The organism is Candidatus Hydrogenedentota bacterium, assembly GCA_035416745.1.
Lineage (GTDB): Bacteria > Hydrogenedentota > Hydrogenedentia > Hydrogenedentales > SLHB01 > UBA2224.
The window spans coordinates 57,818-59,750 of the sequence record DAOLNV010000027.1 but is presented as its reverse complement, the minus strand read 5'-3'; the positions used below and the strand labels follow the sequence as shown (position 1 = coordinate 59,750).

Annotated in this window: 2 protein-coding genes; both read right to left on the bottom strand. The window is 61.9% G+C overall.

Going from position 1 to position 1,933, the window contains the following annotated elements:
- Positions 1–209 precede the first annotated feature (209 nt).
- Entirely contained in the window at positions 210–380 is a 171-nt protein-coding gene (locus PLJ71_10560; protein ID HQM49120.1) for a hypothetical protein, read from the bottom strand.
- On the bottom strand, positions 377–1,867 hold the full coding sequence (locus PLJ71_10555; GenBank protein ID HQM49119.1) for a sodium:solute symporter family protein: 1,491 nt from the start codon (positions 1,865–1,867) through the stop codon (positions 377–379). Before PLJ71_10555 ends, PLJ71_10560 begins: the two co-directional genes overlap by 4 nt.
- Between the last annotated feature and the right edge of the window lie 66 nt (positions 1,868–1,933).

Here is a 1,933-nt window from a genome sequence, read left to right as displayed (position 1 = left end):
GGCGGATTCGCCGGAGGCATCGCGCTGGGCCACGCCGCAGAGTATCTCGGTATCGACGCCGCGTTTCAATGGACGCCCTTCCTGGTACTGCTGGCCATTGTCCTGCAACTCCTTCTGCGGTTCGGTTTCCCTTCAAAACAGGCGGCCCCGGAAGCCGGGCAATCCCGGTGATGGGCGTCTCGAACCGCGGGCCGCGAAGGGAGCGCGGCCTACTCCCGGTTCAGGCCGTCTTCCCCCTCGCCGGTTTGACCCCGGCGCAGGCGGGCAAGCATCGAGCGGATGTCTATCACCCCGCGGTATGCCACAAGAAACGTAACGGTCGAGTACCATATCAGGCACGCCAGGGCGAGCACCGTCCAGAACCCATGCGCCACGCTCATGCTTTTGCCTCCTTGGCCGTCTTCTGGCCGGGCTTCAACAGCGTGCCCACGACCATGGCCACGCCCGAACCCAGGAACGCTGCGATGCCTGACCAGTTTGGACCGATCCGCAACGCCAGCTCGCGCGTGGCCGGCGCCAGTTCCAGCACAAGGTACGCCAACGGTATGACCGCTCCGGCTACGATCGCCCCCGCTGCCCCCCAGTTGTTAGCCCGTTTCCAATAACAACACGACACAAGGAGCGTGGTCATGCTCGCAAATCCGATCGTGGCCGTAATCGTGAGATACGACCAGACGCTTCCCTTGAGCGGGTACCAGAGGCCGTAAAACAGAAAGAATACCCCGAGCGCCGCCACTATCAGGCGGTTCCAGCGGATGCCCTGCCGTTCGGTCATGTTCACGCGGCGGCGCAACGGCGCGAGCAGGTCGTTATAGATCACGCTTCCGTACGCCAACAGATACGAGGAGTCGGTAGACATATCCGCGGCCAGCATGGCCGCAACCAGGATTCCCATCACGCCCATCGGCAAGATGCTTCCCAGATACAGGGGCATGGCTTGCTGCGTCCTCTCGCCAACCACGCCCGCGGGGAGCGATGCGAGAGCCGCAATCCCCCAAATCCCGGGGATCACAAACCGGCATACAAAGAAGAAACTGGTCCAGGTGAACACCTTGCGGCCCGTCTGCACATCTTTGGCCGACAGAACACGCTGAATGACCGGCTGGTGGGTCAACACGCATGCAGTGACCACAAAACTGTTGAATACGACGAAGGACCACCCCATATCGGGGTTTACGAACGGATTGAACCCGCCCGCGCCGTAATGGGACTCGACCGCGCTCAGCAGGGTTCCCCATCCGACGTGCGCAATGATCAGGATGGTCACCACAATCAGGCCAGCGCTCATGACCACAAACTGCAGGAAATCGGTCACGAGGACCGAAAGCATGCCGCCCAGGATCGTGTAGGCCGCCACCGATATCAGCAAGAGCGACATCATAATCTCGAGGGTATGGCCTTTGCCGGAAATGCCCGAGACCGCAATCAGGAACTCGCCCCCCATTCGCAAGTAGATGCCCATGTTCAAAAGGCCGGAGATGATTATGACCAGGCCGCTCAGCCAGCGGACGCTCGGGCCGAAGCGCTTCTCGAACATTTCGGGGAGCGTCATGACCCCCGCCCGCCGCATGGGCTCGATGCAGAAGCCCGTTCTGCCTACCACGAAATACGCCAGTCCGCACAGGATGCCCGGGGTGGCGCCGGCGAACCCCTTGTCGAAGCCGTTCTGGGCCGTGTACATGCAGGTGACGATGCCGAACTCGGTTGCGGCCAGGGAAGCGATGCCCAGGTACACGTTCATCTCACGGCCCGCAACCAGGAACGTCTCGACCCGGCCCACGTATTTGCGCACCATGATGCCCGCCGTCATGGTAGCGAGAAGGTAGACGCCGACGATGCTTCCGTCCACCCAGGAGAAATTGCTCATCGACCGTCCTCCCCCTCTGTATCACGTCCCTTTTACGGACTCAGCGGCTCCCCGTACGTCACGACG